Annotated in this window: 21 protein-coding genes and 1 pseudogene; 14 read left to right on the top strand and 8 right to left on the bottom strand. The window is 53.5% G+C overall.

All coding sequences use genetic code 11. The annotated features are described in order from the left end of the window. Window positions 1-59: 59 nt before the first annotated feature. Window positions 60-815: a SagB/ThcOx family dehydrogenase gene (locus tag N909_RS0117155; RefSeq protein ID WP_029917362.1), complete on the top strand. Its 756-nt coding sequence runs from the start codon at window positions 60-62 to the stop codon at window positions 813-815. Here N909_RS0117155 and N909_RS0117150 read toward each other — a convergent pair whose 3' ends face one another. Continuing rightward, window positions 816-1,463, bottom strand: coding sequence for a deoxynucleotide monophosphate kinase family protein (locus tag N909_RS0117150; protein ID WP_155005998.1), 648 nt, complete (start codon window positions 1,461-1,463; stop codon window positions 816-818). 356 nt (window positions 1,464-1,819) lie between these two features. Here N909_RS0117150 and N909_RS24860 point away from each other — a divergent pair, with 356 nt between their 5' ends. Next, window positions 1,820-3,400 carry a sensor domain-containing diguanylate cyclase gene (locus N909_RS24860; RefSeq protein ID WP_051689914.1) on the top strand — a complete coding sequence of 527 codons (1,581 nt, stop codon included), beginning with the start codon at window positions 1,820-1,822 and terminating at the stop codon, window positions 3,398-3,400. A 31-nt stretch (window positions 3,401-3,431) separates the two neighbouring features. On the opposite strand, the gene N909_RS0117135 is transcribed toward N909_RS24860, so the two are convergent. Beyond that, window positions 3,432-4,415, bottom strand: coding sequence for a zinc metalloprotease HtpX (locus tag N909_RS0117135; RefSeq protein WP_063336437.1), 984 nt, complete (start codon window positions 4,413-4,415; stop codon window positions 3,432-3,434). A 128-nt stretch (window positions 4,416-4,543) separates the two neighbouring features. Further along, on the bottom strand, window positions 4,544-6,469 hold the full coding sequence (gene dnaK / locus N909_RS0117130; protein ID WP_029917358.1) for a molecular chaperone DnaK: 1,926 nt from the start codon (window positions 6,467-6,469) through the stop codon (window positions 4,544-4,546). Between the two features lie 378 nt (window positions 6,470-6,847). Here dnaK and N909_RS0117125 point away from each other — a divergent pair, with 378 nt between their 5' ends. The 7 genes from N909_RS0117125 to N909_RS0117085 all read left to right on the top strand — a co-directional run bounded on the left by N909_RS0117125 (window position 6,848) and on the right by N909_RS0117085 (window position 15,265). Continuing rightward, window positions 6,848-7,291: an Hsp20/alpha crystallin family protein gene (locus tag N909_RS0117125; RefSeq protein WP_029917357.1), complete on the top strand. Its 444-nt coding sequence runs from the start codon at window positions 6,848-6,850 to the stop codon at window positions 7,289-7,291. A 67-nt stretch (window positions 7,292-7,358) separates the two neighbouring features. Next, the gene (locus N909_RS0117120; protein WP_029917356.1) at window positions 7,359-7,751 is read left to right on the top strand and encodes an Hsp20/alpha crystallin family protein; all 393 of its coding nucleotides are present in this window, start codon (window positions 7,359-7,361) and stop codon (window positions 7,749-7,751) included. A 331-nt stretch (window positions 7,752-8,082) separates the two neighbouring features. Then, the gene (locus tag N909_RS0117115) at window positions 8,083-8,721 is read left to right on the top strand and encodes an SDR family oxidoreductase (protein ID WP_029917355.1); all 639 of its coding nucleotides are present in this window, start codon (window positions 8,083-8,085) and stop codon (window positions 8,719-8,721) included. Between the two features lie 791 nt (window positions 8,722-9,512). Next, on the top strand, window positions 9,513-11,411 hold the full coding sequence (locus N909_RS24855; protein ID WP_051689913.1) for a rhomboid family intramembrane serine protease: 1,899 nt from the start codon (window positions 9,513-9,515) through the stop codon (window positions 11,409-11,411). 480 nt (window positions 11,412-11,891) lie between these two features. After that, complete coding sequence (locus N909_RS0117100; RefSeq protein ID WP_029917353.1) at window positions 11,892-12,173, top strand: YciI family protein; 282 nt, start codon at window positions 11,892-11,894, stop codon at window positions 12,171-12,173. Between the two features lie 202 nt (window positions 12,174-12,375). Continuing rightward, window positions 12,376-14,454, top strand: a complete 2,079-nt coding sequence (locus N909_RS0117095; protein WP_281174869.1) for a sensor domain-containing protein — start codon at window positions 12,376-12,378, stop codon at window positions 14,452-14,454. Between the two features lie 130 nt (window positions 14,455-14,584). After that, entirely contained in the window at window positions 14,585-15,265 is a 681-nt protein-coding gene (locus N909_RS0117085; protein ID WP_155005996.1) for a M15 family metallopeptidase, read from the top strand. Window positions 15,266-15,320: 55 nt separating this feature from the next. Here N909_RS0117085 and N909_RS0117080 read toward each other — a convergent pair whose 3' ends face one another. Further along, window positions 15,321-16,088: a DUF2182 domain-containing protein gene (locus tag N909_RS0117080; RefSeq protein WP_029917350.1), complete on the bottom strand. Its 768-nt coding sequence runs from the start codon at window positions 16,086-16,088 to the stop codon at window positions 15,321-15,323. Continuing rightward, the gene (locus N909_RS0117075; RefSeq protein ID WP_029917349.1) at window positions 16,085-16,687 is read right to left on the bottom strand and encodes a DUF1326 domain-containing protein; all 603 of its coding nucleotides are present in this window, start codon (window positions 16,685-16,687) and stop codon (window positions 16,085-16,087) included. Before N909_RS0117075 ends, N909_RS0117080 begins: the two co-directional genes overlap by 4 nt. Window positions 16,688-16,929: 242 nt before the next feature. Here N909_RS0117075 and N909_RS0117070 point away from each other — a divergent pair, with 242 nt between their 5' ends. Beyond that, the gene (locus N909_RS0117070) at window positions 16,930-17,574 is read left to right on the top strand and encodes a DUF2284 domain-containing protein (RefSeq protein ID WP_029917348.1); all 645 of its coding nucleotides are present in this window, start codon (window positions 16,930-16,932) and stop codon (window positions 17,572-17,574) included. 187 nt (window positions 17,575-17,761) lie between these two features. Here N909_RS0117070 and N909_RS0117065 read toward each other — a convergent pair whose 3' ends face one another. Beyond that, complete coding sequence (locus N909_RS0117065) at window positions 17,762-18,781, bottom strand: DctP family TRAP transporter solute-binding subunit (RefSeq protein WP_029917347.1); 1,020 nt, start codon at window positions 18,779-18,781, stop codon at window positions 17,762-17,764. A gap of 432 nt (window positions 18,782-19,213) precedes the next feature. Between N909_RS0117065 and N909_RS0117060 the strand changes: the two genes are divergently transcribed. The 4 genes from N909_RS0117060 to N909_RS0117045 all read left to right on the top strand — a co-directional run bounded on the left by N909_RS0117060 (window position 19,214) and on the right by N909_RS0117045 (window position 24,012). Further along, window positions 19,214-19,906, top strand: a complete 693-nt coding sequence (locus N909_RS0117060; protein ID WP_029917346.1) for a class I SAM-dependent methyltransferase — start codon at window positions 19,214-19,216, stop codon at window positions 19,904-19,906. A gap of 56 nt (window positions 19,907-19,962) precedes the next feature. Beyond that, on the top strand, window positions 19,963-20,892 hold the full coding sequence (gene mmuM, locus N909_RS0117055; RefSeq protein WP_029917345.1) for a homocysteine S-methyltransferase: 930 nt from the start codon (window positions 19,963-19,965) through the stop codon (window positions 20,890-20,892). Between the two features lie 555 nt (window positions 20,893-21,447). After that, window positions 21,448-22,131: a DUF4388 domain-containing protein gene (locus N909_RS0117050; RefSeq protein ID WP_084167797.1), complete on the top strand. Its 684-nt coding sequence runs from the start codon at window positions 21,448-21,450 to the stop codon at window positions 22,129-22,131. 9 nt (window positions 22,132-22,140) lie between these two features. Continuing rightward, window positions 22,141-24,012 (top strand): substrate-binding domain-containing protein, encoded by a 1,872-nt coding sequence (locus N909_RS0117045; RefSeq protein WP_051689911.1) that lies wholly within the window; start codon window positions 22,141-22,143, stop codon window positions 24,010-24,012. Window positions 24,013-24,080: 68 nt separating this feature from the next. Here the strand turns inward: N909_RS0117045 and N909_RS24850 are convergent. Together N909_RS24850 and N909_RS24845 are read right to left on the bottom strand one after the other, a co-directional pair. Continuing rightward, window positions 24,081-24,467 (bottom strand): annotated as a pseudogene (locus N909_RS24850) (redoxin domain-containing protein); the annotation flags it as partial. A gap of 12 nt (window positions 24,468-24,479) precedes the next feature. Next, window positions 24,480-24,725, bottom strand: coding sequence for a thioredoxin domain-containing protein (locus N909_RS24845; RefSeq protein WP_051689909.1), 246 nt, complete (start codon window positions 24,723-24,725; stop codon window positions 24,480-24,482). Window positions 24,726-24,761 lie beyond the last annotated feature (36 nt).

The following is a 24,761-nucleotide window of genomic DNA, read 5'->3' as shown; positions in this document are numbered from 1 at the left end:
GCTGGAACTGCTGCAAAGATCGGTTAGTATGTGGCCAAAATATCTGGAAGGACTGGTACATGGATAAAAGACAGATCAAAAAGCATCGGGATTTTCTCAAGGACTCGTTACGCCGCACCATCGATTTCCGGCGCACGGATCAAAACCGCGGGGTGTCGGTTCCATCCCTGCAGAAACCTATTGAAAAAGATCAACAGTTGATTGAGCTGCCCGGCGCGGAAGCCTGGGAAAAATTCCGCGGCACCGACTTGCTCGATGCCATTATCAACCGCCAGAGCCTGCGACGGTTCGCGGCGCAGGAATTGACCTTGGCGGAATTGGCCTTCCTGCTCTGGATGAGCCAGGGCATCAAAAAGGAGCTGAGCCCGGGAAGCGCCCAGCGCACCGTGCCATCGGCCGGCTGTCGGCACCCTTTTGAAACCTATCTGCTGGTGACCCGGGTCGCAGGGTTGACAGCCGGGGTTTATCGCTATCTGCCGCTGGAACATGCACTGGTTCAGGAAACGACCGATCCAGATCTGATGGGAAAAATCACCCCGGCAACACTGGGGCAAACCTTTATCGCCGCAGCCCCGGTGGTGTTTGCCTGGACCGTGCTCCCCTATCGCACGGAATGGCGTTATCATACCTCGGCCCACAAAGTTATTCTGCTTGATGCCGGCCATGTCTGCCAGAACCTCTACCTGGCTTGCGAAGCGATCGGCTGCGGAACCTGTGCGGTGGCGGCGTATCATCAGGAGTTGATGGACCAACTGCTGGGCATCGACGGCAAGGACGAATTTACCGTCTACCTGGCCCCGGTCGGTAAACGCTGATTAAAATTGAAACAGGGGCAAGACCTGTGCGGTGATCTGTTCTTTGAATTCGGCCAGGCTGCCATCATTGTGAATCACCAGATCCCAGTCCTGTACGTGATCCAGGGAATTTTCGCTGCTGTGATCATTGGCGCCATGGAATCCGGGGCGCTCGATCCGCACAAAAACCCCGCCGTGCTTGCTGATGACCGCCAACTCATTGCCGAACCGCACATCATCCACCAGGATATGCGTTGTGGTTAGATCGTATTTTGCCAGATTCCGCTCCCAGGCCTTGGTCCAGTAATCCGGGTCCTGGGCGCGACGATACTCCGTGCCCCACCATTGCAGAAGGCGTCTGACCGTCACGGCGGAGCAGCCGGGCCGATCCTGAATATCCGCATTGACCTGAATAAAATCATCCCACTGCGGACAGCATTTGCCTGCCCGGGCTTGGTCGATATAAAAAATCCGCACCTTGTCGGCCTGATCACCATAAACCAGCGGCACTTTATCCGCCGCTCCGACCTGACGGATAAAATCCTCCACCTCATCCCGCAAAGCCCGGGCCATGGGCAGAACCTCAATAACGAGCCCCTGCTGTTGCAATAGAAATTTCGCTGCGGTGGTCTTTCCCGAGGCCGCTTTTCCGGCAAAACCGATAATCATGGTGACAAACCCCATTCCGTAAAAATTTTCAGTCGGCAGTCAAAACCGCCGCCTGAATGGACTGTGAGTGTACTGAAATCAGTTGCAAAAAGAAATCGTTCTTCACCAAAAATCTTGCCAGTTTTGCCCTGAACGAAATGAAAAATACAGCGCAGGGTAAAACCATCAGCAGCAAGCATTGACAAAAAATTATTAAAACAATATTATCTTAATCATTATGTTTGATTTTTACTCTCTGGAATAGAGGCTGCATCAATGGAGATGTGGCCTTTTTTAGCAGAATAAGTAAATCTCCGACAATTCCAAACAAAAGATAAATTCCAAAGATGGGGGGGATTGTTTAGGAGCAAAGAAAAATGAAAATGCGGATCAAAAACCTCTTCTTCCTGCATCTGCTATTAATCTTTTCCATTGCCGGCTTAGCCATTTACAGCGGCCTGAAATACCAGGCTTTTTCCGTTCTGGATCAGACCGAAAAGGAAACCCTCAAAACCGAAAACAGGCTGATCATCCGTACCATTCAAAATGAAATCGACCGACTTGTCACGCTGGCAAAAGACTGGGGTGAGCGGGACAAAACCTACATCTTTATGCAGAATGGCAATCTTGACTTTATCAGGGAAAATCTCAGTCAGAACTATCTAAACAATGTCGAGATCGATGGAATCCTTTTTCTCGATACAAACTTCAGCAGCCATTTTTCCTACCCCAATATCAAGAAAGAAACCCAAACAGAATTTCAGGAGATTGTCTCACAGGTACAGGCCAAAAAAGATCTGTTTACAGACTCCCTCCGCCAAGAAGTTCACCGAATTCTGCTCTTCAACCCGGAAGCAAAACTGAATTTCTGGGCGGTGATTCATCCAATCAGCCTGGCCGGCCAGCCTGAATACGTCGATGGCTACCTACTCTTGATCAAATTGATTGACAGGGCGTTCGTACAAAAAATCAGCCGGATTATCGGCAAACCGCTTAAGCTAAAAGCTTCGGAAAACATATCAGGATTCGAATGTCTTCCAGAAGAAAGCTTCGGTGAGTTTTGTGAAAAGGTCTACTTCGTCAACGACTCAAAAGCACTGCTTGACATATCAATCCTCGACAGTGACCGAAAAAACCGGATATTTTTTCACACTGAAATCAAACGCTCACTGGATCAAAAGATCCGGCAGGTTTTTCGACACACCCTGTTAATTGTCTTAGCGATCGGACTTCTGGTTATTCTGCTTAATGTTCTCATGGTTCATCGCGTGGTGGTGCGGCCGACATCATATCTGGCGGAACGATTTTCAACCTTTGCGCAGCAAAGAACCGTTCATGAGCGGCTTAAAGTCAAAGGCGCTTATGAAATCAGGGAAATGACGCGCGCCGCCAACCTCATGCTGAATGAAATTGAGAATCTGAACGAGCAGCTGATTGTCCAGTCACGCACCGATGAACTGACCAAACTCTTCAATCGGCGTTATTTCGGCGAATTGCTGCAACGTGAACTGGGCCGGGCGGCCCGGGAGAAGGCCCCGCTTGCCCTGCTGATGCTCGATATCGATCACTTCAAACAATACAACGATCATTACGGCCATGTTGCCGGTGATAAATGTCTCAAAAGAGTCGCCACAATCCTGCGGAAAACCCTGCAGCGTTCCAACGACATTGTCGCCCGCTTCGGCGGGGAAGAATTCATCCTGTTGCTCAGCAATACCAATTTGGTCCAGATGGAACAACTGGTCAACAATCTGGGCAACCGCATCAAACAGGCAGCCCTGCCCCATGATTTTTCCCAGGCTGCGAACTATGTCACCTGCAGTATTGGCGGCGTCAGCTTGATCCCAACCCCTGAAACGACCGAACGAACCTTGATCCTTAGAGCCGATGCCCTGCTCTACCAGGCCAAGGAAAACGGCCGCAACCGGGCTGTGCTATCCGATTCGCTCGGTACCTGACCAATTTTTTCGCAACCGGGGACGCAGGGCATCAACACCGCCAAAAGCCTGAACGCCGTTGCCCGCCCCTGCGACAACCGGGCGCGGTGAAAAATGACCACCACTGCGGCCACTGTTGTAGCGTAGGTTCCGCAGCCGGTCGGTGGAAACGGGACCCGGGAGCCAGTTCCTGGAGACGGCGAATCCGCTCGGCAATCGGCGGATGGGTACTCAACCAATCAGGGATGGTCCCCTTCGGCAACAACCTCCGCCACAGCGGGCGAGCGGAACGGTCGATTTTCCACAATGCCGAGGCGAGAGCCTGCGGATCTTCGGTCAATTCTACCGCTGACAAATCGGCCCGGTATTCGCGGACCCGTGACAATCCCAATTGAGCCAACGCACTCAGCTGCGGAGCAAAAATCAACAACGCCAGCGCCAGCCAATTGACATGAACCTGAGAGACCAGCATCAGGGGCAGACTAAACAGCAGCAAAAACATCCCGAACAGGGAAAAGGCTCCGGTGACCCGTCCGGACAGCGCTGCGAGGCTCATAACCCGAATATCATCATTGCGCAAGTGGCTGATCTCATGCGCCATGACCCCGGCCACCTCGTCGTGGTCCAGTAACCGGGTCAAGCCGGAAGAGACGGCAATCGCCGCCTCCCCATTACGACCGACAGCAAAGGCATTGACCTGGTTTGACGGGATATAATAAAGGGCGGGCACAGCTGCCAGCCCGGCCCGCCGGGCCAACAGGGCAACCATCTCATGCAAGCGGGGCGCCTGCGCCACGGCCAACGGCTTTGCCCGGACCAATCGCATCACCAACTGCGGCGAGTTGACCGGTGAAAACAGGGCAAAGCCGATCCCGAACAGGGCCAGCCAAACCACGACATTGCCACCCCAAACCATCCAACCGAGCAATGCCGGATAGGCGGCCAAAAACAGTAACAGCAAGGCGGTCTGGATCCGGTTGACCTGGTGTCTCGACAATCCGGAGGTCCGACTCCCGCTGGAATTCTTAGCCAACATGATAACTCCTTTTCTTGCGACGGTATGTTTCCCGCCGTGAACTCGGGCAGAGCCCGGCTCCGGTCAGCAGCAGTTGTCTTTCACCGCCCGTAGAGTAACCCGAGCCCCACCCTTGACTTGGCAGCCATTCAGGCTGCGTTGTTATTCTGGCCATGAGCGTCATCGACCTCTTCGAATTCCGCGTCGACCACATCTCCGGCCTGGTGAACCGCAGGGTCGACACCCGAACCGGCGGGCTGCCCCTGAGGAGCGGCCTGGGCGGACAATCGACTCATCGCCGCATGAAGGGTCTGGGTTGCGGCCTCGATCCGCCCCTTGTCGTTACCAGTAAGGACAGCTTCAACCCCGTCGATCGCAGCTTCAACCTCACCCTTGAGGTTCGAGTCAAGTTGCGGGCCAGCGTCTTCAACACTCTTTCTGGCCGTGTAAACCAGGCTTTCCGCTTGATTCCGGGCCGCCACCAGCTCATGGAAACGCCGGTCCTCGGCGGCGTGCTCTTCGGCTTCGCGAACCATACGCTCAACCTCTGCCTCACTCAGCCCACTGGAAGCTTTAATCACCACCGACTGTTGTTTACCGGTATCTTTGTCCCGGGCTGAAACATTGAGGATACCGTTGGCATCGATGTCAAAGGTCACCTCGATCTGCGGCAGTCCGCGGGCAGCCGGCCGAATGCCTTCCAGGTTGAACTTCCCAAGCAGTTTATTGTGTACCGCCTGTTCCCGCTCGCCCTGCAGGACATGCACGGTCACGGCAGACTGATTATCTTCAGCGGTGGAAAAAACCTCGCTCGCCTTGGCCGGAATCGTCGTATTCTTCTCAATCAATTTGGTCATGACCCCGCCCAGGGTTTCGATGCCGAGGGACAGCGGGGTGACATCAAGGAGCAGCACATCATTGACGCTGCCGCTGAGCACACCGCCCTGAACCGCGGCGCCGATGGCGACCGCCTCGTCCGGATTGACATCCTTGCGCGGTTCTTTGCCGAAGAATTCCTTGACCTTCTGCTGCACCAGCGGCATCCGGGTCTGGCCGCCAACCAGGATCACGCTATCGATCTTGGCAGCGCTCAGACCGGCGTCCCGGAGGGCCTGCTGACAGGGCTCGATGGTCCGCTCAACCAGGTCCGCGACCAGCGACTCAAATCGCGCCCGGGTCATCTTGAGGCTTAAATGTTTAGGCCCGCTGGCATCCGCGGTAATGAACGGCAGATTGATATCGGTCTGTTCCGTGGACGACAGTTCGATCTTGGCTTTTTCCGCCGCTTCTTTCAAACGCTGCAAGGCCATCTGGTCACCATGCAGATCGATCCCCTGCTCTTTCCGGAACTCCTCAATAATGAACTCGATCAGCCGGTTGTCAAAATCTTCTCCGCCCAAAAAGGTATCGCCATTGGTCGCCAGCACTTCGAACTGCTGGTCGCCGTCAACATCGGCAATTTCGATCACCGAGACATCGAAAGTCCCACCGCCGAGGTCATAGACCACCACATTCTGATCGCCTTTCTTATCAAGCCCGTAAGCCAGCGCCGCGGCGGTCGGCTCGTTAATAATCCGCTTCACCTCAAGCCCGGCGATCTTACCGGCGTCCTTGGTTGCCTGCCGCTGCGAGTCATCAAAATAGGCCGGCACGGTAATCACCGCTTCGCTGACCGGCTCACCCAGATAATCCTCAGCTGTTTTCTTCATTTTCTGCAGAATTTTGGCGGAGATCTCCTGCGGGGAGACCCGCTTATTGCCAGCCTCCACCCAGGCGTCACCATTATCCGCCCGCACAATCAGATAGGGAACCATGTCTTTATCCTTGACGACCATCTTATCGTCAAAGCGCCTCCCAATCAGCCGTTTGATGGCAAACAGGGTGTTGCGGGGGTTGGTGATCGCCTGCCGTTTGGCCGATTGGCCGACCAGGACTTCATGCCCGTGGGCATAAGCCACAATAGACGGCGTAGTGCGCGCCCCTTCACTGTTTTCTATGACTTTCGGTTTGCCGCCTTCAAGGACGGCAACACATGAATTCGTTGTTCCTAAATCAATTCCGATTATTTTTCCCATTGGTTAACCTCCGATTCTTATTCCTATATGTTAAACGCCGGTCACACTGAATGACGTTCTGACGCTTATTCTTCTCAAAAGCCGTGCCAAAAAGAGATGTCAACAAATCCGGCAGGTTGCCAGCTGGTGAGACCGGGGTGCGACGTTCCAACGATTGTCGCAGGCGACAGTGCTGCGACAGTCCATTGCGACACCCACCCGTCAGCCAATATTTTCAGTTCCGCACTGCTGCAGATAACCATCTGAATTAAATGATTTTTTTTGCAGTACAAAAATCTCTGCGGCTTGGCACAGGATTTGATATTGAGAATGGCAGCACGGCACAATAGCCGGCGGAAAATTGAACATTCGAAGAGAACGATAAAGATGGAGGACGCTATGGCACAATGGGATCTGTTTCAGGAAATGGATAAACTTCGCAGGGAACTTGATAACGCGTTTCGCGGCGTCGGCATGGGCTTCACTCAGCCGTCCTTCCTGCCGGGAATCGGCACAGGCGATTATCCGCGCTTCAACCTGAGTGAGGACGAAAACAACTATTATGTTGAAGCCCTGGTTCCGGGAATCGATCCGCAGGATCTTGACCTCAATGTCATGCAGGGCACGTTGTCCCTGTCCGGTGAGCGCAAGGAGCATAAGATCGAGAACGGCACCTGGCATCGCCATGAACGGGGCGCAGGCAAGTTCATGCGCAGTATCGAACTGCCGGACAATATCGACTCCGGCAAGGTTGATGCCGAATATCGCAACGGCTTGCTGCTGATCACGCTGCCCAAGCAGGAACAGGCAAAACCTAAAAAAATCTCTGTCCGCGCCAATTAACCATATCCCGAACACCGCAATGGCCAACGGACAGAGTCATAAATAACCAGGAGTAAGGAGGACAACCATGACTGCGCAAGAAATGGCAAAATATCATAACAACAATCTTGAACCGCGTGAGGCAACCCGTTCGACCGGACGGACGCTGGTGCCCGCCGTCGACATATTTGAAACCGAAGAAAACCTGACCCTTTTGGCTGACATGCCCGGGGTCGACAAGAACGGGCTCGACATCAACCTGGAGAATGGAGTTTTGACCATCAAAGGAGAAGTGCATGGCGAGACCAAGGGCAAAGCCCTGTTGCGGGAGTTTTCTTCCGCCAACTACTACCGTCAATTCAAACTGTCTGACCGTATCGATGCCGACAAAACCACGGCTGAGCTGAACAGCGGTGTCCTTAAGCTGATCATCCCCAAAGCTGAGGCCGCCAAACCGAAGAAGATTGAGATCAGACATTGAAGGACGGATTAACATAGAGCCTTCTCTGCAATGAGAAGGACCATTTTTCCAAAGCCCCTTTTCGCAGGGGCTTTGCTGTTTTGAGCAGTCAACGACGTTATGTCTCTTCGTGGGGGAGTTTGGCTTGGTGGTTGACAGGCCACGTCACCCCCATCCCATCAATCATAAAGAAATTTCTGCCTGTTTCATTTCCCCCTTTAGCAAAGGGGGATTAAGGGGGATTGGGCCATCGACAGCTCCACAAAACACTCTCCCATGCTATCCTTTCCCAAAGCCCGGCAAACCTATTTTTTACCCCCTAAAGACAATCGATTAAACAAGGAGCCAATTCATGAAAAAAATCCTTCTCCTCGGCGCCAACGGCAAAATCGGCCAGCTTCTGACCCGACTGTTGGTCAAAGAAGACCTGCCTTTTCGGGTCATGGTCAGGACCCCGGAACAGATCCGGGCATTTAATGAACTTGGTGTCGAAGCTGTTCTTGGCGATCTGGAAAGTGACTTTTCAACTGCCTTTGAGGATTGCGACAAGGTGGTCTTCAGCGCCGGTTCAGGGGGAGCGACCGGCGCCGACAAGACCCTGCTTGTCGACCTGTGGGGTGCGATCAAAACCGTCAACTACGCCAAAGAAAAAGGGCTTGACCATGTGGTCATGATCAGCAGCATGAACGCTGCCGACCCCGACAAAGGACCTGCGGCCATCAAACATTACCTGGTCGCCAAATTTGCCGCCGATGAGTATCTCAAAAACAGCGCTTTGCCCTACAGCATCCTGCGCCCGGCCAGGTTGACGGATGAACCGGGCACCGGGAAGGTGAGTATCAATCTTCCGGCCACTCCCGATGAAAGAATCATTCCTCGTGCCGATGTCGCTGCTGCGGCACTGTATTGCCTGGCGAATAATTCCACCAAAGGATTGATCGTGAATCTGAGGCAGGGGAATATGAATATAGAAGAAGCTCTGGAACGCTAAGCGTAGTGGGCCGGGCCAGCATCCAAGAGATCTGAAGCGTCAATACATTCAGGAGGGAGCAGATCAAAGCAGATGTTCCGGACAAGAACTTGCGGCTTGTCCGGAACATCATGCAAAATTAGAACGATTGTCTTTCGTAAACAGGGTTAAGAGAATTTCCTGAATCCGCCACAATCAGCTGATTTCCTTCGACAAAAATACCATGAGAGAACGACAGAGTTGTTGCTGCAGGGTTGTCATCTTCTGCGCCAGCGCCAGCGCTGTCAGTCGGCGTGTTCCTGGTAAAACCAACCTGTCCCCCCCCCCCCCCCGACAGCCATGAGCAATCTGACGAAAACATGCATTCTGCGTTCGAAGTCATCAGGAAATAGCCCTGACTCAATATGATTGAGAGCTAAAAATCTGGACGACGCTGTCAGATTGTCATCACTCTTCCGCTTCTGCCGGCAAAAGGGGAACGTATGGATAGACCAATTTAATTCTTGAATTGTACGATTATTTTTATTAGTTTAGCTTCAAGGTTGATGTTTCTTGGAGGTGGGGACTTGCAAAGATCGATCAAAATAAATTAAAAGCCGTGAGCAAATTGGATTTGCCTGCGGCTTTTTTTATGTTTTACCACGAGTAAATCTTATTTTCTTTCCCCCCCTATCTGAAAAACACTCGTCGCCGACAAAACAGGATTTTTCTTGATCCTGAATCGGTGGATGGTTCCTTTCACTAGCCTGCCCCAAACGATCAGGGAACCATGAATAAGGCACGTCGTTACCCCTAACACAACGAGTAAATAAATGAGCGACAAAACCTACAAGGTTGTCTTCAGCGGCAACTTGGCCTTAGACACCGACGAAAAGGAAGCACGAATAAACCTGGAGCAAAAATGTCGATACCAGCCCGCGGCGATTGAAAAAATCCTCTCCGGAAGAAAAGTCATCCTGAAGAAAGGGCTGGATGAGGTCAAAGCCAATCGCTATAAAAATTATTTTGATCAGTTCGGCCTGTTATGTGACGTTATAGCGGAAACCTCTCCTGCTGCAAGGCAACAAACTCAGACCATTCCCCAGGCCGAACCCACCCACGTGGCCCCTCCCGCAGGCCGAACTTGCCCGAAATGTTTCAGCGCCAACCAGACCGAAGATACCTGTCAGCAATGCGGGGTGATTTTTGCCCGTTACGAAGCAGTTAAGGCGCGTCGCGCAGCCATGGATGATCCTGATCAAGCCAGGCCGGAGGAAACCACCAAAACCTATTTTGAAGTCCATCCCGAGCAACTGTTCATTCTTAAAGCGTTTGCCGTCATCAGCCTGATTATCCTCGTGCAAGAACTGCTCAGCAATTTTCTACCGCTCTTCATGCTGTTATTCCCGGTCGTGTTTTTGCTTTACATCCGGCTGCAGGCCACAGTCACAGGCCAATCAGCCACGCAACTGCTGAGCGAGCACATAACTTTCATGCCGGTCATGTATGCCAAAGAGGAACGGCAGCAACAGTACATTCCGCTGGTGACCTACGGCTTGATCCTTGCCAACATACTGATTTTCTATCTGTTCGAGCTATCTGTCTCCCCCGAGTTGATCAGTAACAACCTGATCTTTCTCCCCTATGCCCCGACTCCGGTCAATGTTCCGCTCAGCCTCTTCACATCTCTCTTTCTCCATTCCGGGCAAGGCCATCTGTGGGGCAACATGCTCTTCCTCTGGGCAGTCGGGACCATGGTCGAAAGACGTATCGGTCCGTGGCGCTTATTTGCCTTTTACCTGATCAGCGGTATCTGCGGCAATCTACTGTACCTGCTGAGCTGCCAATTGACAGGCTCGCCTGCTCACATCCTGGGCGCCTCTGGCGCCATTGCCGGGGTCATGGGGATTTTTGCGGTACGTTGTTATTTTAAAAGCATGGTCTTCCCGTTACCGATTCTGGGAATCTTTTCCCTGATTCTTCCGGTCAGTCTGAAAATACGGCTGAACTCCCTGGTCATCATCGGCCTCTTTTTCCTAGCCGACCTTAGTGGCGGAATCGAGCAGGTTCAAGGATCGAGCAGTTCAAACGTCGGGCATTGGGCTCATATCGGGGGCATCCTGTGCGGAACCCTGCTGGCGATGATGTTCCGCATTAACAAGGAGGCCATTCTGGAACGTCATATTGAACTCGGCAGTCAGGCAGTCAATGCTCAAATCGGTGCCGGTGACCTTGAAAAAGGTGAAGAATCCCTGCGCTTGCTGCTGACAAAAGATCCCGAAAATACGGAGGCTCTCCTGCTGCTGGCGCGATTGCGCTCAAAGTTTACCGCAACGGAAGAGGGGAATGATCTCTATCGCAAAGTGATTCCAAAATTAATCCTGGAGAATCAGGAAGAAGCAATGATGGTCTTCCATGAATATTACAAGGTCTATTACAAAGGGCTTGATTCGGACACCATGTTCCGCCTGGCAAATATTTATCATCGCAATGACGATTTAGAGGCAGCGACCCAGTGCCTGGAATCTGTCTGTCAAAATAAACTGACACCACCGGCAATGCTGGAGAGAGCTCTTTTTCAGTGCGCCCGAATTCTAGAGAGCATGGATCATATCAATGCCGCCAGCATGTATTATCGGGACTGCATCGAAAAATTTCCTGACTCTCCCCTTAGCACGAAGGCAACGTCACGCCTTGAACATCCCAAGTTTGCAGGCTTGCAAATGGCTTGAGTTGTGATTATCGAAGAAGGGCCCTTTTTTCAACGCTCGGAAGAACAATCACTGCTGTTGATGCACCGCCGCAAAATAATTCAGAGTTCCGACCGTCCTTCGCTCATATGAGCAAAGAAGGGTTGAGGAGATCAGGTTCGAAAAAAATCAGGATCCGGTTCAACCTGATGTCTGATTTCAGGCTGTTCTCCAGACAATCGTTCCAGGAAACTGGCGATTTTGGCCGCCTCTTCCTCTTTGAGCCCCAACCTTGGTTGCGATTTCAGGGTTCGAAGCACGATTTCAAGTTTATGTTCATTTCAAGCGAAGCCTGAACAGACCCTTGGATCTGTTTTTCGAGACCCTCGGCGCGTCCATCCATCGCGTCCCGGGAACGTTTCAAACTTTATCAAGCCATCTCCAGCAAATCTGCTTTACCTCGTGTAAAATGGCTACAAATAATCCAGCGTTCTTAAATACCGATCCCAAAAGGAGATTTCCATGTATTTTTTACTCTTCTACGACTATGTCGACAACATCCTGGAGTTGCGTACCCCTTTTCGGGAAGCTCACTTGGCCCATGTGCAAAACTATGCTAAACGTGGCGAACTGCTTTTGGGAGGAGCTTTTGCCAATCCTGCAGATGGGGCCGCAATCGCCTTCAAGGTTAAGGATAAATCAATCATCGAAGACTTTGTCAGCAATGATCCCTATGTGGTCAACAGGTTGGTCCCGACCTGGCGGATTCGGGAATGGACCGTTGTGGTCGGTTCAGCCAGTTAATTTGAGCAATCCTCCGGCAGGTTGGGAAAAATCTGCCGGCGATTTTTTCCAGCAAAAAAGCATACCAACTCATTCTGTTCGAGGTCAGATCACTAATCCCTTGATAAATAACCGACTTTCACGTAAAGTCAACTCTTAGACTGTATTAATACACTTCAGGGCTCGACTTCTCTGTTCTTTCACCCACCAACGAGGGGGTTCCGTGAATAAAAGAAGCCAGTACCAGTTATTGCAAGCAGTCTTGAACACGATGTCCGAAGTCATGTATCTGCAGGACCGCGAACACCACATCATTCACATGAATGAAGCCGGTTATCGGTATTTCGGCAGCCGCAGCCGGGACATTATCGGCAAAAAATGCTATTCCCTGTTCGATCTTCAGGCTCCCTGCCTCAATTGCCCCTGCGAAGAAGTTTTTCAGAGCAAACAGCCGTTACGCAAAGACTTTTTTCACACCGAGCATGGCAAATGGCTCAGCATGAGTGTCAGCCCCGCTCTGGACGATACCGGCGAACTCAACGAGTTGCTGGTCCTGTTTAAGGATATTACCAGCCAAAAGCTACACGAAAAAATAACCGACACCTACGGCCAGGAGATGAAATTACTGGTCAATCGCATGCCCTTGGGCTGCATCACCTGGGATAAGAATTTCAAGGTCGCCCACTGGAACAAAGCGGCAGAAAAAATATTCGGCTACTCCGAGGCAGAAGCTTTCGGGAAACACCCTTACGACATTATCGTTCCGCCAGAAATGATACCCAAAACCGACGAGGTCAAGGCCAAATTGATGGCGGGTGACGAGACCGCCCACCGCCGCGGGAAAAACCGCACCAAAACTGGACAAGAGATCATCTGCGACTGGACCAACACCCCCTTGCGGGACGAGACCGGCCAGGTGCGCGGGGTGTTATCCGTGGTTCAGGACGTGACCCGTGCAGTCCGCAACGCAGACCTGCTCACTTACCAGGCCACCCACGATTCACTGACCGACCTGCCGAACCGACACTGGTTCAAAGCGCTGCTTGATCAGCGCTTGGCAGAGGCGAGAACCAAGGGCGAAAAATTTGCCATCGCGCTGATGGATCTGAATAAATTCAAAGAGATCAATGACACCCTGGGGCATCAGGCCGGGGACCAATTGCTGAAAGATCTTGCCGCCCGCTTTAAAAAGAAACTTGCCAATATTGAAGTTGCCCGACTGGGTGGCGATGAGTTTGTTTTTCTGCTGCCGGCCTATGACGATGGCCATGAGATCGCCCAGCTGGCCCAGCGCATTATTGATCTTTTTGGCGATCCCTTTTATGTGATGGGGCTCGAAATTACCATCAGTACCAGCTTGGGAATCTCCTGCTATCCGGAACACGGTGATTCAGAGTCTGAGCTACTGCGCAAAGCAGATATGGCCATGTATCTGGCGAAAGGAGACATCCACGATATCCGCTTTTACGAAAAATCCCAGGACCTTCATTCCCAGGAGCAGTTGCAGTTGATGTCAGAGTTGCACTATGCCATCAACAACGCACAATTGATGATGGTATATCAGCCGAAAATAGCTCTCGACAACTTCCGCCTGGTCGGCTATGAGGCACTGGTCCGCTGGGATCATCCGGATAAAGGGATGATCCCGCCGAACCGGTTCATCCCTTATGCGGAAAACAGCGATATCGTCGCACCGCTGACCCAGGTCATTTTCACCATGTGCATACGCCAGTGGCGCAAGCTGGCCGATGCGGGCCGGCCAGTCCCCATTGCGGTCAACCTAAGCCCCCGCATGCTGCTGGATCAGGGGCTGCCGGACCTGCTTCAGGAACTGTTTGCCGAATATGCCATTCCGCCGGGAGCCCTGGAAATTGAACTGACCGAAACTGCGATTATCGCCGACCCGAACAGCGCTGGAAAAGTTCTTCGCCGCATCGTCGATCTGGGCATCAGCATCTCCATCGACGATTACGGGACCGGTTATTCATCCCTGACCCTGCTGAACAAGTTGCCCATCGAAGCCCTGAAAATAGACATGTCGTTTGTGCAGAACATGCTCTGCAGCGAACAGGATCGGATCATTATCAAATCGACGGTGGAACTGGCCCATGGCCTCGGCCTGAACGTCATCGCCGAAGGAGTCGAAAACCAGGAAACCTTACATGCCCTCAGACTGCTCGGTTGTGATCAGGCCCAAGGCTATCTCATTTCCCGGCCGCTCCCGGCCGCCCATATTGTGAAAGATCCGAGCCCGCAGTTTTCCGTCCTTGCTCAGGGCGCAACATATGCCCCAGTCCGTTAAGGGGGAAAAATCGCGCTGGCAGTCACGTTTTTTTCAGCGGAGAAAGCTGCTGCAGAAGGCGCTGTTTCTGTTAGAATGCCTGCTGTTCCCGACGGAACGGAAACTATTTGCCTGACCATTTCACAGCGCCATGATGAAAATTCCCTACCGTTACTGGCTCCTGCTTTTACTACTGCTGCTCATCGGCTGCAGTCCGCTCCGGATTGACAGCCAACTCAGCAGAGAACAGGCCATCTATAGCCATCAACCGCCTGATGTCAACGCGGATATTCAACAGCAACTGGTGGTGGTTGCGGTCCGCTATTACGGATTCGACGGCAACCTGCACCAGGGGCAAGTGGTCATTCACCAGACCCTGGCAAATGACATCCGCAACATTTTCGAGACGATCAGAATCAGTCGTTTTCCCATTGCATCGGCGCTGCCTATTGCCCATCCCCTGATCCAGGAAAAAGGCCCTTACGGCCTATCCGCGGACACCGACAACAGTTCTGGGTATGTCTGGCGACCGGTCGTTGTTGGTGCACGTCTGTCCATGCACGCCCTGGGGTTGGCGATCGATATCAATCCCCGCCAGAATCCTTATAGCAAAGGGGCACTCATTATTCCGCCTGGCGCGGCCTATGTCCCTTCTGCGCCGGGAACGCTGACAGCTGAATCCGCGGTGGTTCAGGCGTTTAAACAGGCAGGCTGGGAATGGGGCGGAAACTGGACGCAGGGAAGCATAGATTACATGCACTTTCAAAAACTCCCGGCAGAGCTGAAAAGCTGGGTCACCAGATACAGACAACCCTCCCCCCTCGAAAAATAGCGGCAGGAGCCTGATTTGAACCTGGTGTCCCCGCTGAAAGAGGCACAACCCGGCATCAGATCGTTAACAGCCAGATCCCCCAACCGACCAGCAGACCTCCCGCAATCCCGCTGATCCAGCGTGCAAACGGCAAAACTTTCTCCGCCAGAACAAAGATACTGATCAGCGCCACCCACAGCAGGTTCATGACTCCGGTGACGAACAGTAACCCCATCAACGCCCAGCAGCAGCCGAGGCAGAAGATCCCATGCCGCAGTCCCATAATGACAGCTCCCTGGCGACCGTCACGCCATTCGTTGAGCAAGAAATTCAAGGGCGAACGGCAGTGTCTCAGACAGCGCTGTTTGAGGTCGGTCCACTGGAAAACCCCGGCGGCGACCAGGATAGCGCTGCCAAGCAACGGGCTTGTACTTTTGAGCATGGTGGGGGAAAACTGGGCCGTAACATGCAGGCCCCATTGGGCTGTGGTCGCAAGAAGGCTGAAAAGAGCCCAGATGAGCAGGTATCCAAAAACAAACAGGCCGGTCGGCACGTAAGGCTCACCCTGGCAGCTGCGTTGGCGGCAGGTCCGGGCGAAAACCATGACCATCGGTGCTGCGGAAGGGACCATCATGCCGACCATCATCACCGCCCACATGACAAAACATAACATGGCCTCGGCAAGGGTCCAGCCCTGCAGCTGAGGTTCGGCCATGGTGGTCGGCATCCGCCCCATCATCCAGCCCAGATAGAACAGATACAGCCAGGCGAGCAGACAAAGCCCAGCCAATCCGCCAAGAACCAGCGCCCGGTCGCGGCTATAGACCTGTTCGGCCGTGCTCATCCGTGATAGGCAAAGGGCGAATAGAAGCCATTTTTCCGGGACATTTCCCAGTGCAGCTGGTGATCATCGTAATGGACCTGGCTGGACCGGGCAACCACCAGCGGAAACCCGGGAGCAATACAAAGAGGGTGTCCGGCAACGGTCGTTTCCCCGCCGCCCTGGCCGCTGATGGCTTCAATTTCAGCGGCAGCAATTCCGCTGATGTTGAGGCTGCGTTTTTTACCGCTCCCCTGGTATTCAATGGCAACGCTTTTAACCCCGAGAAAATCCCCGACATGGGAGGCCAACATGGCCGGATGGCCTCCAGCCTGTCCGGAAAAAATCCGGGTCAGGGCATCCTGCTGCGCGGAGTCCCCCTTGCTGTCCACATAGAGCGCAGCCTGCCAGGGGACTTCGGCCATGTGGCCGGGGGAATGAACGGCCATCACGGCGTTGAGATCGTGCAGATCGAGGTCGCCGAAATGACCGCTGGCAATATGCCAGCCGACGAGCGCCGTACAGTCGCCTGTGGTGGGGGCACTCAAGAAAACGCAGGGGCAGGCGGCATCACAGTTGCAGGTCTCAAAATAGGTTCCGTCGATTTTCCATTGTGAGCCCATAGCGATTCTCCTTTCCAGTGTCGAATCAAGCTTAGCACAATCGACCCTGCAAAAGGAGACTAAATTGGTCATACTTCTTTAAGCCGGCAGCCCACCCTCTGAAAACAGGGTTCACGAGCAAATCTACTGAAAAAACACTCAGAATATTTGACTGATCAGGCAGTTCCACAGCATAATTGCGCTCTGGTAAAAATCCGCCAGGCCATCAGCTGCTTTTTTCCCCAATCAGGAAGAATATCATTATGGATGAACTGATCATCCGGGCCTACGCCGCTGGCGCAGATGAGGCCTGCCTGATCCCGGCCCACCAGGTGCCGATCAACCCTGACCTGGCCAAACTTTGCCGCGAACCCCGTTGCGCCGATTACGGCCAGGCGCCAGGGTGTCCGCCGTATTGTTCGGGTCCGGCCGGATTTCGCCTGCTTCGCCAGTCCAGTCACGAAGCCCTGGTATTGCGGATCCGGGTGCCCGAATCCGACCTGATGACGAGCCGCAGCAACGCTGTCATGAAGCGCTTGCAGAGCCTTGCAGCCGATCTGGAAGAGGAGGCATTGCGGCTGGGATATCAGCATGCCCAGGCCTATGCCGGGGGCTCATGCAAAAGAATCTTTTGCCATGAAGAGGACGAATGCCCGGTGGTCGCCGGAACCGGTCCTTGTCGTTATCCGCACCAGGCTCGCCCGTCCATGTCCGGATTCGGTATCGACCTGCTGGCTCTGATGGACGTTTGCGGCTGGCCGGCTCAGTTTATCGACCTTAAAAAAGAAGCTTCGGCAACTCGCCAAAGTTGGGTTGCCGCCCTGATCCTGCTGGGCCGTCGCCAACCGAAAAAATTGTCTTGTCTGGAATCGGCTCTTGGCGCAGGCAACGGAGAAAGGCTTCGCTAACGAGTTGTTGAAGAAGTCCGGCCCTGGCCGTTTTCCAACCCGGTGGAGAAAAGTACGATTTTCTCCACCTTACAAAAGCCATGACTTACGGCGCCATCACTGATTTTGATCGCCAGTCCATAGTCTCGGGCTGGCAACCGCCCACTAAAGGCTGCCAAGACAGCGGAATGCTTTTCCGCTTGATGCTTCAGTGCCCATGGCGAATTCTATCTATTTCCTTATTGAAGGCCTTCACGGTCTCCACGCCGACTTCTTGGGAATACTTATCAATCACCGGTTTGATCTGTTTTCTGATTTTCTGCATTTCCTTGGTCGAGATCTGGTTGATGGACATCTGTCCCTTCAGGAAACGAAGAGATTCATCCATCTGCGCGCGATTGACTTTTCGCTGATAAGCTCTGGCCTCATTTTCTGCGTCAATGATGATCTCCTTTTCCCGGTTGGATAATTTCTGCCAGGTGAGTTTGCTGATCAGAACCGTTTGCGGCGAGTAAACGTGGCGGGAAAAAGACAAATATTTCTGGACCTTGTAGAGGTTGGCAAACTGGATATTGGTGACCGGATTCTCCTGCCCGTCGACGTAACCGGATTCCAGCGCCTGATAGACCTGGGGCCAGGCGAGTGGCACGGTCTTGCACCCCAGGGCATTGAATGTATCTAAAATCACGGGAGATTTGAGTATCCGTAACTTGATCCCCCGAAAATCTTCCAGGGAGTTGATCGGGCGAATATTGTTGGTCACATTGCGAAATCCGAGTTCCCAGTAGCCAAGACCGATCAGGCCGAGATCCGGGAGCTGTTTCAGGAGGTCTTGTCCGAAGGAGCCATCGACAATCGCATCTGCCTCATCCACACTGCTGAAAATAAAAGGAAAATCAAAAATGCCAAAGCCCTTGACCAAACCGGACAACAACCCGGAGTTGGTCACCGTCATATCGATCTTCCCCCGCTGTAAAGCGGCCACCGTCTTCAAATCTCCCCCGAGCCTGCCGTCCGGGAAGGTTTCAACAACCATCCGTCCACTGCTTTTCTCCTTGACCAGTTCCGCAAAACGGAGAACTCCTTGCCCCTGGGTATGCTCAAGGCTGTTCTGAAAGGCAAAAGTCAGGACGCGATCCTGGCCTTCGGCAGCAAAACAAACGATTGGAAAAAAGGCACCAAGCAAAAAAGCGGTCAAAAACAAAAGCGGCGTGCGATAATTCGTCATTGAACTTTCCTTTGCGTTAAGCTCCGGGATATCAGGGCTATGGTTTATTTAATAAATGCCTCTGGTTATACTTTTGTTCAGTTGAGGTTCTCCTTTTGAGTTTTAGGCTTTTTCAGGCGGACAGTTCCAAGGCATGGGACGACAGGTTCTGATCGACTGTTAGATTTCAATCCATTCCGATGTAACAGGTTTTTCATGCGGTTGAAGCAAAAAATAAAATAGATAGAATAACCTCATAATTCAAGAAGAAAAGAGTTTCTATTAATAAACATATTCTTACTCATGGATCTTTCAGGCCTTTAGCAGTATCAAACTTATCCGCGGTGGCCCTGCCCTCCATACCAACGGAACAGGAGCCGGTCATTCGGTATTGTTCTGGCCCAAGATCTTGCGCCCAGGCCCTGAAAACAACCATCCAAACGGGAGGATGCGATGACCGGCAAGCAGAACCCTCAATTTATTCCGGCACTCGGTTACCATTGGCTGACTCCATTTTACGATCTGATTGCCCAGTTCACGGTGCGGGAGCAGACCATCAAACGAGCCTTGATCCGCCAGGCGGATTTTCAAGGAGGGCAAAAAGTTCTGGACATCGGGTGCGGTACCGGGACCCTGGCACTCTGGAGCCAACAGGCCTGCCCGGATCTGGCGGTATACGGTCTTGATGCCGATCAGAAGATGCTGGCCAAGGCCAAGGCCAAGGCCAAAGCCCTGGGAGCTCGGGCCGAAATCGCCTATCAACAGGGCACGTCCGACCAACTGCCCTATCGAACCGGCAGTTTTGAGCAGGTTTTTTCCAGTCTTTTCTTTCACCACCTGGACCGCCCCCAAAAGGAAGCCACCAGCAAAGAAATTTTCCGGGTTCTGCAACCAGGCGGGCGCCTGCTCGTGCTCGACTGGGGCAAAGCCGCCAACCTGCTCATGCGAGCCCTGTTTCTCCCCGTCCAGTTGGTCGATGGCTTTGCTTCCACCAAAGACAATATTGCCGGCCGCCTACCGGACATATTCAGCCTGGCCGGCTTTGACAAAATCACCATAACAGAGACCTTCAGCACCCTGTTTGGAACCGTGACACTTTATTCGGCCCTGAAACCAGATGCTGAAAAAGTTCCCCCGCCACGCTGAAAATCGGCTATAACCAAGCCGTTGATCCCCCCTGGCCACCACAACAGGAGTAAAAAATGAACCCGATTGCATCGATATTGAGCCGATTTCCGACCATGATTCTGGATGGAGCCTTTGCCACGGAACTGGAAAAACGTGGTTGTAACCTGAACGATCCGCTTTGGTCCGCCAAAGTTTTGCTGGAGAATCCGGAGCTGATTGCAGCTGTTCATGAGGACTACCTGGTTGCAGGGGCCGACTGTGTCATTACCGCCAGTTACCAGGCGACTTTTGAGGGGTTTGCCGCCCGGGGGCTGAGCGAGGCCGAAGCGGCAGCCCTGATGACCCGTTCCATCACCATCGCTCGTCAGGTGCGGGACCGGTTCTGGATGCAACACAGTGCGGGCAGTAACCGTCCGCGCCCGCTGGTCGCGGCTTCGGTCGGCCCCTACGGCGCATTTCTGGCCGACGGTTCGGAATACCGTGGCAATTATTCGCTTTCAGAAGAGCAACTGATGGATTTTCACCGCCGCAGACTGCAGACCCTGGTCGCAGCGGAACCGGATCTGCTGGCCTGCGAAACCCTGCCCTGCTTCAGTGAGGCCCGGGCACTGGTCCGGCTGTTGGCGGAAAACCCCGGTATTTCGGCCTGGATCAGCTTCACGGCTAAAGACGGCCAACAAACCTGCAATGGCGACAAAATCAGCGATTGCGCCGCCTGGCTCAATGATTTTGACCAAGTCGCCGCCATCGGCATCAACTGCACCGCACCGCGCCATGTAACGACGCTGATCAAGGAAATCAGCTCGGTGACGGATAAACCGATTATCGTTTATCCGAATTCCGGGGAACACTACGACCCGCTTTCAAAACGATGGCGTCCCGGCGATAACGGCGATTTTGCGGCCCTGACAAAACAATGGCTGGCCGATGGAGCCAGAATTGTTGGCGGTTGTTGCCGGACCTCTCCCCAAGACATCCGTGCTATCTGTCAACTGGTGCGCTAACAGCTGGTTGGTCCATCCGGAGACTTATTCCAAACACGGTGGAGAATAGATGCACATGTCTCATTTCAAAAAATCAACGAACTCTAAAAAGCATCATTGATTTTGATCGCTTATCCGTGGGGTTTAGCAGGCGGCCGTGCAATAGCCTACCAAAACCCATCGGCAGGGATCGATCACAGAGTCACTTTGTCTGCTTGTCCCTGCGAGTTGGCATCCGGAAACTCCGGATGCCAACGCATAAGTTTTCAGATTGGAAACGAGCACTTTTTCGTTGTGGCAAGGACATCAATGGCTTATGCGGAGGCGTAGTTCTTTACGCCACACAAATAAGCCCGCAGAGTGACACCGCCACGGCGAAAAAGTCCGTTTTCTGATGAAAACCAGCTAATTCTGTATTTTCCTCATATACTTCAACCTGTTACCCACATCCAATGGCGTGTTCCTAGCAGCTCATCAACCTGAAATTAATAATTTTTTTAAATTTATTTTTTCATTCCTCATCACTTTCTAATAATCCCCTGGTTAAACACGGACGTGTTTTTTCAAAGGAGATTGATGATGGAACAATTGCAGACCGGTTTTTCGGGGGAATTGCCACAGGTTCATTTGGCCGATGTGTTACAGCTGCACAGCCAGAATCGCTTTTCCGGCGGGCTGTCCGTCCAGCAACAGCAGGAAAAAGGGGTTATTTTCTTCCGCGAAGGTGAGGTCATTCACGCCGAGCAGGACAGTATTGCCGGCATTGACGCCATCTACCGCATGTTGAGTTGGCAAGGCGGGCATTTTTCCTGCCACCCCAACCTGAAAACCCTGCAGACCAGCATCCGCATGTCCATGAGTCAGCTACTGCTCGAATGCCATCGCCGCCTGGATGAAGACGGTGCCTACCGGAGTCCGGAGATCCCAAAGACACTCAGCATGAACAAAACCATCCGCAAGGTTCTGCCGATCCCCGGTGTCAATTTTGCAGTCTTAATCGACGATCAAGGCCATCCGTTTGATGATGACAGTGACAGCGCCGCCCGACTGAGTGCACAGGGGCATTATTTCGGTGATATCGCCACCCAGCTGGGGAACCTGTTCGGTGCCCGCCATTGCCACTACACCGCAGTCAGTGGGCTAGCCGGGCACTGTCTGGTGTTTCACTCTCCCAAACGTTCCATGGTGGTTGCGGTTCCCGGCAACTGTGATTATCCCCCCGTGGAAAGCGCCATTCGCGCAACTCTGGCCAGAAAGTAACGTCCTGCCATGAATAAGAACTGCCTGGATTCATTCATTAAACTGCCAGAGGTCGAGGGCGCCTTTATCAGCCACCGGGACGGCCGCATCATCGGCGCCAACATGCCGCAATTTCTGAGCCTGGAGCAGTTGCAGAAGGCCACCCGCCTGCTCAACCAGAACCGTAATGCGGCCAGTGCAGCGGTCGGCGAAATCAGACGTTGTGAGTTCCGTTATCTCGAACAGAAATTTTTCGTCTACTACCTGCCCCTCGGGCAGTTGTTTGTCCTCTGTCGGCCCCAGGCCAACCCGGAACGGATTGACCTGGAAGTGGAAGTTCTCCGGGCCGATCTGGACAACCTTCTGAAAACCACAGCGGATTCCGGTCAACCGACCACACCCGCGATGGGCACCGCTGCGCAAGACAGCGTTGTCCCGCTCGCCGGGCCGGAACCGCCACAAAAAAAACGCAATATCATGCCCCTGTTCATCGTGCTTGCCTTTGTCCTGATCGCGCTGCTCGGAGCCGGCTTCTTCTTTCTGCTCGGCGAAACGCAGAGCGACAAAACCAATCTGGTTGCCGCCAATCAGGCTCAGGCCAGCCCGCCTCCGGCGAGTCCGGCAGCGATTCCGTCGACTCCGGCTACGACCATCCTCCGCTTGCACGGTTCCAACACCATTGGCGCAAAGCTGGCGCCGGCACTGGCGACTGAGTTCCTGAAACAGGTCATGCAGGCCAAGGATATTGTCAGAGTTCCGGGTCAGCCGGATGAGCAGAACATCGAAGGGACCCTCAGGGATGGCCGTCGGGTGGCCATAGAAATTCAGGCCCATGGTTCCAGTACCTCGTTCAAGGACCTGAACCAGGACCTGTGCGACGTGGGGATGGCGTCCCGGTCCATCAAGCCGAAGGAGGTTGAACAACTCCAACGGTTCGGCAATATGACCGGACCGGCCAGCGAAAACGTCCTGGCCCTGGACGGCATTGCGGTCATCGTCCACCCGGCCAACGGCGTCCAGAACATGGCACAACAGCAGATCGCGGATATTTTTTCCGGGCGGATCAAGGATTGGCAGGAGATCCCCCAAAGCGGTCTGTCCGGAGCGATCAAGGTCATTGCCCGCGACGAAAAATCGGGAACCTGGGATACCTTCAAACATCTGGTGCTACGCGACCAGTCGCTGCTGAGCAGCGCCGAACGGCTGGAGGACAGCCGCGAACTGACGGCTCAGGTTGCGGCCGACACCAACGCCATCGGCTTTATCGGCCTGCCCTATATCAAGCCCTCCAAAGCGGTGGCGGTGTCCGAGCAGGGAACCGAAGCGGTGTTTCCGACCACCTTTACCGTGGCAACCGAGGACTATCCTCTGGCGCGGCGGCTGTTTCTTTATATCCCCGCCAACCCGACCAATCCCCAGAGCAGGCCTTTCGTTGAATTTGCCCTGAGCGATTCCGGGCAAAAGATTGCCCGGGAGATCGGTTTTGTCGAGTTGACCATTGATGAAATGACCCCGGAAATTGCAGCAAACGCGTCACAGAATTACCGTCAGAACGCCGCGTCCGCCGCGCGCTTGTCTCTGAACTTCCGCTTCCGCAGCGGCAGCACGGAAATCGACAACCGCGGACTGCGCGATATCGACCGTCTGGTCAGCTTCCTCGGTCGACAGCAGAACCGGCAACGCGCGGTTAAGCTGTTCGGCTTCGCCGATAATATCGGTTCCCGCACAGCCAACTGTCAATTATCCCAGATCCGCGCTGAGAAAGTCGCAACGGTTCTCAAAGCACATGGCGTCAGTGCCGAGACAATCCAGGGGTTCTGTGACGACATGCCAGTGGCAGCCAATGACACGGCAGCGGGCCGGGAAAAAAATCGCCGGGTTGAAGTCTGGCTGACCAGATAGGGCTGGCGGCAGAGTTCGGTGAGCCTGGCTGCGCAGCCGCTGTTGAAGTCGCCGAACGGCCGCTCGCCTCAACTTAGCTGCTCAAGCAAAACCAGGGTTTCCTGAGGCTCAGGCCGTTCGGTATGATCGGTGAAAAAATCAGCATTGCGAACCACGCCCAGGTGATCCACGATAATCCGTCCGGGCAGCGGCAATTGCCAGCGCGGATCGCCGTTAAAGCGCTCCAGATCAATGCCGAACCCTTGATAGATTTCCACCAGCGCCGCGGGCACAGGAAACATGACTCCCAGCTTGGTCAGATAGCTGCTGCCCGGGTCACTGAGCACAGGGAATTCGAGGCCTAATTTATGGGCCAGTTGGGTGGAGTATTTCGCTTGCATCGGTGAAATGGCGATCAAGCTTGCGCCGCGCTTTTTAAGCTCCGGGAAAATCTCCTGCAGGGCCTCCAGCTCTGCATTGCAGTACGGTCACCAGATCCCTCGATACAAACTGATCACCAGCGGACCCTGGGCACGCAATGTTGCCATATCGACCCGAACACCCTGCCCATCGGCCAAGCTGAAATCGGGAATACGGTCACCCGGCTTGATGGTTTTGCTCAATATGTCCGATTCTTTTAGCGTGGATCTTGACTGCTGCATGACCTGCATGACGGCAGGAGGGATCTTTGCCGCTGCGGCCACCTTCAGTTCCGTCAGTTTGTCCTTGAGCATAAAATCCTCCATTGTCAGCTGAGGCGATAGTTCAAC

It is taken from the genome of Pelobacter seleniigenes DSM 18267 (assembly GCF_000711225.1).
GTDB lineage: Bacteria > Desulfobacterota > Desulfuromonadia > Desulfuromonadales > Geopsychrobacteraceae > Seleniibacterium > Seleniibacterium seleniigenes.
This window is presented reverse-complemented; position numbering and strand designations above follow the sequence as displayed.

What these genes read in the sequence shown, in the direction of transcription:
- N909_RS0117150 (WP_155005998.1), bottom strand. Translation starts at nt 1,463, where the DNA reads ATGATTATCGGTTTTGCCGGAAAAGCGGCCTCGGGAAAGACCACCGCA.
- N909_RS24855 (WP_051689913.1), top strand. Translation starts at nt 9,513, where the DNA reads ATGAGCGACAAAACCTACAAGGTTGTCTTCAGCGGCAACTTGGCCTTA.
- mmuM (WP_029917345.1), top strand. Translation starts at nt 19,963, where the DNA reads ATGAACCCGATTGCATCGATATTGAGCCGATTTCCGACCATGATTCTG.
- N909_RS0117060 (WP_029917346.1), top strand. Translation starts at nt 19,214, where the DNA reads ATGACCGGCAAGCAGAACCCTCAATTTATTCCGGCACTCGGTTACCAT.
- N909_RS0117070 (WP_029917348.1), top strand. Translation starts at nt 16,930, where the DNA reads ATGGATGAACTGATCATCCGGGCCTACGCCGCTGGCGCAGATGAGGCC.
- N909_RS24845 (WP_051689909.1), bottom strand. Translation starts at nt 24,725, where the DNA reads ATGCTCAAGGACAAACTGACGGAACTGAAGGTGGCCGCAGCGGCAAAG.
- N909_RS0117065 (WP_029917347.1), bottom strand. Translation starts at nt 18,781, where the DNA reads ATGACGAATTATCGCACGCCGCTTTTGTTTTTGACCGCTTTTTTGCTT.
- N909_RS0117080 (WP_029917350.1), bottom strand. Translation starts at nt 16,088, where the DNA reads ATGAGCACGGCCGAACAGGTCTATAGCCGCGACCGGGCGCTGGTTCTT.
- N909_RS0117045 (WP_051689911.1), top strand. Translation starts at nt 22,141, where the DNA reads ATGAATAAGAACTGCCTGGATTCATTCATTAAACTGCCAGAGGTCGAG.
- N909_RS0117100 (WP_029917353.1), top strand. Translation starts at nt 11,892, where the DNA reads ATGTATTTTTTACTCTTCTACGACTATGTCGACAACATCCTGGAGTTG.
- dnaK (WP_029917358.1), bottom strand. Translation starts at nt 6,469, where the DNA reads ATGGGAAAAATAATCGGAATTGATTTAGGAACAACGAATTCATGTGTT.
- N909_RS0117115 (WP_029917355.1), top strand. Translation starts at nt 8,083, where the DNA reads ATGAAAAAAATCCTTCTCCTCGGCGCCAACGGCAAAATCGGCCAGCTT.
- N909_RS24860 (WP_051689914.1), top strand. Translation starts at nt 1,820, where the DNA reads ATGAAAATGCGGATCAAAAACCTCTTCTTCCTGCATCTGCTATTAATC.
- N909_RS0117120 (WP_029917356.1), top strand. Translation starts at nt 7,359, where the DNA reads ATGACTGCGCAAGAAATGGCAAAATATCATAACAACAATCTTGAACCG.
- N909_RS0117125 (WP_029917357.1), top strand. Translation starts at nt 6,848, where the DNA reads ATGGCACAATGGGATCTGTTTCAGGAAATGGATAAACTTCGCAGGGAA.
- N909_RS0117075 (WP_029917349.1), bottom strand. Translation starts at nt 16,687, where the DNA reads ATGGGCTCACAATGGAAAATCGACGGAACCTATTTTGAGACCTGCAAC.
- N909_RS0117135 (WP_063336437.1), bottom strand. Translation starts at nt 4,415, where the DNA reads ATGTTGGCTAAGAATTCCAGCGGGAGTCGGACCTCCGGATTGTCGAGA.
- N909_RS0117155 (WP_029917362.1), top strand. Translation starts at nt 60, where the DNA reads ATGGATAAAAGACAGATCAAAAAGCATCGGGATTTTCTCAAGGACTCG.
- N909_RS0117050 (WP_084167797.1), top strand. Translation starts at nt 21,448, where the DNA reads ATGATGGAACAATTGCAGACCGGTTTTTCGGGGGAATTGCCACAGGTT.
- N909_RS0117085 (WP_155005996.1), top strand. Translation starts at nt 14,585, where the DNA reads ATGATGAAAATTCCCTACCGTTACTGGCTCCTGCTTTTACTACTGCTG.